This is a genomic window from Aeromonas sp. (genome assembly GCF_050633025.1).
Lineage (GTDB): Bacteria > Pseudomonadota > Gammaproteobacteria > Enterobacterales > Aeromonadaceae > Aeromonas.
Genome location: NZ_JBODRQ010000155.1, coordinates 1 through 6,848 on the forward strand (window position 1 = coordinate 1; position 6,848 = coordinate 6,848).

Consider the following 6,848-nt stretch of genomic DNA (forward strand, 5'->3'; position numbering starts at 1 on the left):
GTCGGGTTCAGACACGGATACAAAAAGAGGCTCTTTGGAGCCTCTTTGCATTTCTCCCTGCCGATTCTGTTCATGGGCACACCAATCACCCTTGTGGCGTGATGCCCTGCACCTTCAACCAGAATCGCTCCTGACAGTGGTTGTGAAATAGCTTGCGGGCTGGAGTGATGGGTATGGGACTGGCGATGACCCGATAGCTGATCCAGCACTCGGCGCAAAGCTGCTGCGATGGCACTTCGCCCTGTTCGGTTTGCTGGCGGATGACGACTCCATTGGCAAACCAGCTGGTGGTTATCTGGTGCCGGATCACAGTGCCGCTCTCATCATGCTCGCTATAGTGTTCACTCTCTTGACGGGTGAGAGTGACGGGGCTCGCCTGTCGATGAATGGCCCTGATATAGCTGATTAGTTGATTCATTGCCGATCTTGCCGTGATGGTTGGTCTTCTTTTATCTGACGGATGCAAGCCATAGGCTCACTCCGCCGGTTTATTCTTGCGGCTCGCCTTGAGTTCGAGGAACTCGATGATCTTGCCGGCCACATCTTTGCCGGAGGCGGCTTCCACCCCTTGCAGGCCGGGGGAGGAGTTGACCTCCAGCACCAGCGGACCGCGGGCGCTGCGCAGGATATCCACCCCCGCCACATCCAGCCCCATGATCTTGGCGGCGCGTACCGCGGTAGCACGCTCTTCCGGGGTGATCTTGATCGCCGAGGCCTCGCCGCCACGGTGAAGGTTGGAGCGAAACTCCCCGGGCTGGGCCTGACGGCGCATTGCTGCCACCACCTTGCCGTTGACCACCAGACAGCGGATGTCGGAGCCATTGGCCTCGTGGATATACTCCTGCACCAGAATGTTGTTGTTGGTCTGGATAAAGGCCTCGATCACGCTCTCGGCGGCTTTCTGGGTCTCGCACAACACAACGCCAATCCCCTGGGTTCCCTCCAGCAGCTTCACCACCAGCGGCGCCCCGCCCACCATGGTGATGAGGGCTGGCACGTCGTGGGTGCTGTGGGCATAACCGGTGATGGGCAGACCGATACCGTGGCGGGAGAGCAGCTGCATCGCCCGCAACTTGTCGCGGGAACGGCTGATGGCCACCGAGCTGTTGAGGGCCATGGTGTTCATCATTTCGAACTGGCGCAGCACGGCGGTGCCGTAGGCGGTAATGCTGGCCCCGATCCGGGGGATCACGGCGTCATAACTTCCCAGCTCCCCACCCTCGTAGTGAATGGAGGGGTTGTGGGAAGCGATATTCATATAGCAGCGCAGGGTGTCGAGCACCTCTACCTGATGACCACGCGCCTGCGCAACCTCGACCAGACGGCGGGTTGAGTAGTTGTTTGGCTCACGGGATAAAATGGCGATCTTCATGACAATTCCGCTAGAAGGCTGTGCCTGGGCAGGATGGGGCGGGAGAGTATAAGGTGCCACAGCGCCAAGACAACGCCAATTGTTTCTCCTGACAACAAGACAAATCACGCCAGACCGCACGCTACCGTGTCACTGTGACCAACAGGTTAAACGGCGGCTCTGCGCAGGTTGTTCAACCCGTGCAAGGATGCCGCCGTTTCTCGTTAAAGATCAACCGGTGTCACGCGGGAGTCAGTTCAGGTTTGGTCCCAACCAGCGCTCGGCCTCGGCCAGCGTCATCCCCTTGCGGGCGGCGTAATCCTCCACCTGATCTTGCTGGATCTGCGCCACCGCGAAGTATTTGCTCTCGGGGTGAGAGAAGTACCAGCCCGACACCGCCGCCCCCGGCCACATGGCGTAGGATTCGGTGAGCTGCATACCGATAGCCTGCTCCACCTCCAGCAGCTCCCAGATGCTCCCCTTCTCGGTGTGCTCCGGGCAGGCCGGATAACCGGGGGCCGGGCGGATGCCCTGATAGTTCTCGCGAATGAGCTCCTCGTTGCTGAGGGCCTCGTCCGGGGCATAACCCCAGTGCACCTTGCGCACCTGTTCGTGCAGATACTCGGCGAAGGCCTCGGCCAGACGGTCGCACACCGCCTGAATAAGGATGGCGTTGTAGTCATCGTGCTGCGCCTTGTAGGCCTTGGCGATGGCCTCCTCACCGATGCCGCCGGTCACCGCGAAGGCGCCGATCCAGTCGGACTTGCCGCTCTCTTTCGGCGCCACATAGTCCGCCAGACAGTAGTTGGGGAAGCCCTGCTTCTCGCTCTGCTGGCGCAGGTGGTGCAGCACCTTGATGACCTCGGTGCGGGACTCGTCACTGTAAACTTCGATGCTGTCCCCTACCGCATTGGCCGGGAACAGACCGATCACCCCGGCGCAGCGCACGCTCTGATCCTTTTCCAGCTGATCCAGCATGGCGTTGGCGTCGGCAAACAGTTTGGTTGCCTCCTCGCCAATGATCTCGTCCTCGAGGATGCGCGGATACTTGCCCGCCAGCTCCCAGCTGAGGAAGAACGGCGTCCAGTCGATGTAGGGGCGCAGCACCGAAATGGCCACATCTTCGAACTTCTGCACCCCGAGCTCGCGGGGCTTGGGCGGCTGGTAGCCCACCCAGTCCAGCTGGTGCCGGTTGGCACGGGCGTGGGCCAGACTGACCGGGCGGGAGCGCGGCTGCTTGCGGGCGTGCTGATCCCGGGCGATCTCGTACTCCTTGTCGATACGGGCGACAAACGCCTCCTTCAGATCCGGGCTGAGCAGGCTCTGGGCCACCCCTACCGCGCGGGAGGCGTTGGAGACATAGACCACAGGCTCCGAGTAGTTCTGCTCGATCTTCACCGCAGTGTGGGCCTTGGAGGTGGTGGCACCACCGATCAGCAGCGGCAGCTTGAAGCCCTGACGCTCCATCTCTTTGGCCACGTGCACCATCTCGTCCAGCGACGGGGTGATGAGGCCCGACAAGCCGATGATATCGGCGCCGACCTCACGCGCCGTCTTGAGAATGGTCTCGCAGGAGACCATAACCCCGAGGTCGACAATCTCGAAGTTGTTGCACTGCAGCACCACCCCGACGATGTTCTTGCCGATGTCGTGCACATCCCCTTTCACGGTCGCCAGCACGATTTTGCCATTGCTGGAGCCGCCCGATTTTTCCGCCTCGATATAGGGTTGCAAGTAGGCCACCGCCCGCTTCATCACCCGCGCCGACTTCACCACCTGCGGCAGGAACATTTTGCCGGCGCCGAACAGATCGCCGACCACGTTCATGCCATCCATCAGCGGCCCTTCGATGACGTGCAGTGGCCGCTCGGCCTGAGCACGCGCCTCCTCGGTATCCTCTTCGATAAAGTCGGTGATCCCCTTGACCAGCGCGTGCTCCAGCCGCTTGCCCACCGGCCAGCTGCGCCACTCCTGATCCCGCGGATCCTCCGCCTGGGCACCGGCACCGCGATACTTCTCGGCGATGGCCAGCAGCTCCTCGGTGGCGTTGTCATTGAGGTTGAGCACCACCGCCTCGACCTTCTCTTTGAGCTCAGCCGGAATGTCTTCATAGATGGCCAGTTGACCGGCGTTGACGATCCCCATATCCATGCCGTTCTTGATGGCGTGGTAGAGAAAGACGGCGTGAATGGCTTCCCGCACCGGCTCGTTGCCGCGAAACGAAAACGAGACGTTGGAGACGCCGCCGGAGATCATGGCGTGGGGCAGGTGCGTCTTGATGTCCTTCACCGCCTCGATAAAGTCCACCGCGTAGTTGTTGTGCTCGTCGATGCCGGTCGCCACCGCGAAGATGTTGGGGTCGAAGATGATGTCTTCCGGCGGGAAACCGACCCGATCCACCAGGATCCGGTAGGCACGCTGGCAGATCTCGAACTTGCGGGCGCGGGTATCGGCCTGACCCGCTTCATCGAATGCCATCACGATAACGGCGGCACCGTAGCGGCGCAGCAGTTTCGCCTGCTGGATAAACTTCTCCTCCCCCTCTTTCATGGAGATGGAGTTGACCACCGGCTTGCCCTGCACACACTTGAGGCCCGCTTCCAGCACCTCCCACTTGGAGGAGTCGATCATCACCGGCACCCGGGCGATGTCCGGCTCACCGGCAATGAGATTGAGGAATCGCACCATGGCCGCTTCGGCGTCCAGCATCCCCTCGTCCATGTTGATGTCGATGATCTGGGCGCCGTTCTCTACCTGCTGCTTGGCAACATCCAGCGCCTCATCGTAGAGCCCTTCCTTGATCAGCCGCTTGAACTTGGCCGAACCGGTGACGTTGGTGCGCTCCCCCACGTTCACGAACATGGATTCGGGGGTGATGATCAGCGGCTCAAGGCCCGACAGACGACAGGCCACCGGCAGCTCGGGCAGCACACGCGGCTTGATGCCCGCCACGGCGTCGGCCATGGCGCGAATATGGGTCGGGGTGGTGCCGCAGCAGCCGCCGACCATGTTGAGGAAGCCACTCTGGGCCCACTCGCGAATATGCTCCGCCATCTCGATGGCATCGAGATCGTACTCACCGAACGCATTGGGCAGACCGGCGTTGGGGTGGGCGCTGACGCAGGATTCGCTGATGCGCGACAGCTCCTCCACATACTGGCGCAGCTCATCGGGCCCAAGCGCACAGTTGAGGCCGAACGATACCGGTTTGACGTGGCGCAGCGAGTGGTAGAAGGCTTCGGTGGTCTGGCCGGAGAGGGTACGGCCGGAGGCATCGGTAATGGTGCCGGATATCATCACCGGCAGGCTGTAGCCCAGCGCCTCGAACACCCCTTCCACCGCAAAGGCGGCCGCCTTGGCGTTGAGGGTGTCGAAGATGGTTTCGATCAGAATGATGTCGGCGCCGCCCTCGATCAGGGCGTGGGTCGATTCGGTGTAGGCGGCCACCAGCTGGTCATAGGTGACGTTGCGCTTGCCGGGGTCGTTCACATCCGGCGAGATGGAGGCGGTACGGTTGGTGGGGCCCAACACCCCGGCCACAAAGCGCGGCTTGTCGGGATCTTTTGCCGTCCACTCGTCTGCCACGGCGCGGGCCAGACGGGCGGCTTCCCGGTTGATCTCGGCCGAGAATTCTTCCATCTCGTAATCGGCCATGGCGATGCGGGTGGCGTTGAAGGTGTTGGTTTCGAGAATGTCGGCCCCGGCAGCACAATACTGCTCGTGGATCTCGCGGATCACTGCCGGACGGGTCAGCACCAGCAGATCGTTGTTGCCCTTGATGTCGGTATGCCAGTCGGCAAACCGCTCACCCCGATAATCCGCCTCCCCCAGCTTGTAGCCCTGGATCATGGTGCCCATGGCCCCGTCGATGATCAGGATCCGCTCCCGGAGGCAGGTTTCCAGCTTCTTTGTTACGTCCGACTGCTTGCTCGGCTCTCTGCTCGACATTACGTTCGACACCGCGTATTCCTCTTACATCCATGCAACTGCGTAAACAGCATCCTAACAGCAAACAAATAAAATGGAAATCTAGCCGTCTATCAGTCCAAATACATCACCATATACTCATTTATGGGTAATGAGTAACATAGGGTCCGAGAGTAACCTATGCCCGTCCTGCATAGGGATACGTGCTTGCTGTCTACCAACGAGAAAATAATAACTATGAGCGTCTACTACACACTCTGTTTTCTGGCTGCGTTGGCGATTTTTATTGCCTTTGCCAACCAGTATGTTGTGAAGATCCAGACCACCATCGCCATTACTGCGGGCTCCATGCTGATCTCCGCACTGCTGGTGCTGTTTGGCAAACTGGGCTGGTTCAATCTGGAACCTCTGGCCGTCAAGACCATGGAGAGCATCGACTTCCAGAACTTCCTGCTGAAGGGGATTCTGGGCTTCCTGCTGTTCGCCGGTGGCCTCGGCATCAACCTCAAGGCGCTGCGTAGCCAGAAGTGGGAGATCACTATTCTCTCCATCGTGGCCACCCTGCTCTCCACCTTCCTCATCGGCTACGGCTTCTGGTTTATCGCCAAGCTGCTAGGCTGGGAGTTGCCGCTGGTCTACTGCATGCTGTTCGGCGCGCTGATCTCCCCCACTGACCCGATTGCTGTACTGGCCATCGTCAAGAAGATGAAAGCGCCACCCCAGATCGCCATCCAGATCGAAGGAGAATCCCTTTTCAACGACGGTGTTGGCCTCGTCATCTTCGCTACCGTGTTTGCCGTCGCCTTTGGCGGTGTCGAGCCCACCTTCGGTAGCGTGGCCGGTCTGTTCCTGCACGAAGCCCTCGGTGGCATCCTGTTCGGCGCCGTGCTGGGCCTCATCGCCCACGTGATGATCAGCGCCACCGATGACGGTTCATTGGAGCTGCTGCTAACCCTCTGTATCCCGACCGCCGGCTTTGCCTTTGCCAACATGATCGGCGTCTCCGGCGCACTGGCCATGGTGGTCACCGGCATAATGATCGGCAACTGGACCCGTCACTCCGGCTTCTCCGAGCAGAGCAGCCATCACCTGGATCACTTCTGGGAGTTGATGGACCAGTTCCTCAACGCCCTGCTGTTCCTGCTGATCGGTCTGGCGCTGGTACTGCTGGATCTCGCCTGGCGTGACTGGATCCTGCTGGTCATTGCGGTGCCGCTCTGCCTGGGCGCCCGCTTTATCAGCGTGTCGCTGCCCTATGTGGCTTTCCGCCGATTCCGCAATTACAACATCTTCTCGGTACGGATCCTCACCTGGGGTGGCCTGCGCGGTGGTCTGGCGATGGCGATGGCACTGGCACTCCCCTCCGGCGTCATGATGCTCCCAGAACACGGTGTCGACCTGCGGGAGGTCATCCTGGTGATGACCTACTCGGTGGTGATGTTCTCCATCGTGGTGCAAGGCATGACCATCACCCCGATGATCACTGCTGCCAAGAAGGCCTGTGGCGACTACTGAGTCGGCCCACTGTGCTGATCGCAGAATGAAAGAGGGCTCCCGTCGGGAGCCCTCT

At 60.7% G+C, this 6,848-nt stretch carries 4 protein-coding genes; 1 reads left to right on the plus strand and 3 read right to left on the minus strand.

From position 1 onward, the window contains the following. Positions 1 to 85: 85 nt before the first annotated feature. The 3 genes from ACRAUW_RS15785 to metH form a co-directional block, all read right to left on the minus strand. Positions 86 to 418 carry a hypothetical protein gene (locus ACRAUW_RS15785; protein ID WP_431363042.1) on the minus strand — a complete coding sequence of 111 codons (333 nt, stop codon included), beginning with the start codon at positions 416 to 418 and terminating at the stop codon, positions 86 to 88. Positions 419 to 475: 57 nt separating this feature from the next. Then, entirely contained in the window at positions 476 to 1,372 is an 897-nt protein-coding gene (rimK, locus tag ACRAUW_RS15790; protein WP_431363043.1) for a 30S ribosomal protein S6--L-glutamate ligase, read from the minus strand. A 231-nt stretch (positions 1,373 to 1,603) separates the two neighbouring features. Then, positions 1,604 to 5,299: a methionine synthase gene (gene metH / locus ACRAUW_RS15795; RefSeq protein WP_431363045.1), complete on the minus strand. Its 3,696-nt coding sequence runs from the start codon at positions 5,297 to 5,299 to the stop codon at positions 1,604 to 1,606. Positions 5,300 to 5,515: 216 nt separating this feature from the next. Here metH and ACRAUW_RS15800 point away from each other — a divergent pair, with 216 nt between their 5' ends. Beyond that, on the plus strand, positions 5,516 to 6,793 hold the full coding sequence (locus ACRAUW_RS15800; RefSeq protein WP_431363044.1) for a cation:proton antiporter: 1,278 nt from the start codon (positions 5,516 to 5,518) through the stop codon (positions 6,791 to 6,793). Positions 6,794 to 6,848 lie beyond the last annotated feature (55 nt).

What these genes read in the sequence shown, in the direction of transcription:
- ACRAUW_RS15785 (WP_431363042.1), bottom strand. Translation starts at nt 418, where the DNA reads ATGAATCAACTAATCAGCTATATCAGGGCCATTCATCGACAGGCGAGC.
- rimK (WP_431363043.1), bottom strand. Translation starts at nt 1,372, where the DNA reads ATGAAGATCGCCATTTTATCCCGTGAGCCAAACAACTACTCAACCCGC.
- ACRAUW_RS15800 (WP_431363044.1), top strand. Translation starts at nt 5,516, where the DNA reads ATGAGCGTCTACTACACACTCTGTTTTCTGGCTGCGTTGGCGATTTTT.
- metH (WP_431363045.1), bottom strand. Translation starts at nt 5,299, where the DNA reads ATGTCGAGCAGAGAGCCGAGCAAGCAGTCGGACGTAACAAAGAAGCTG.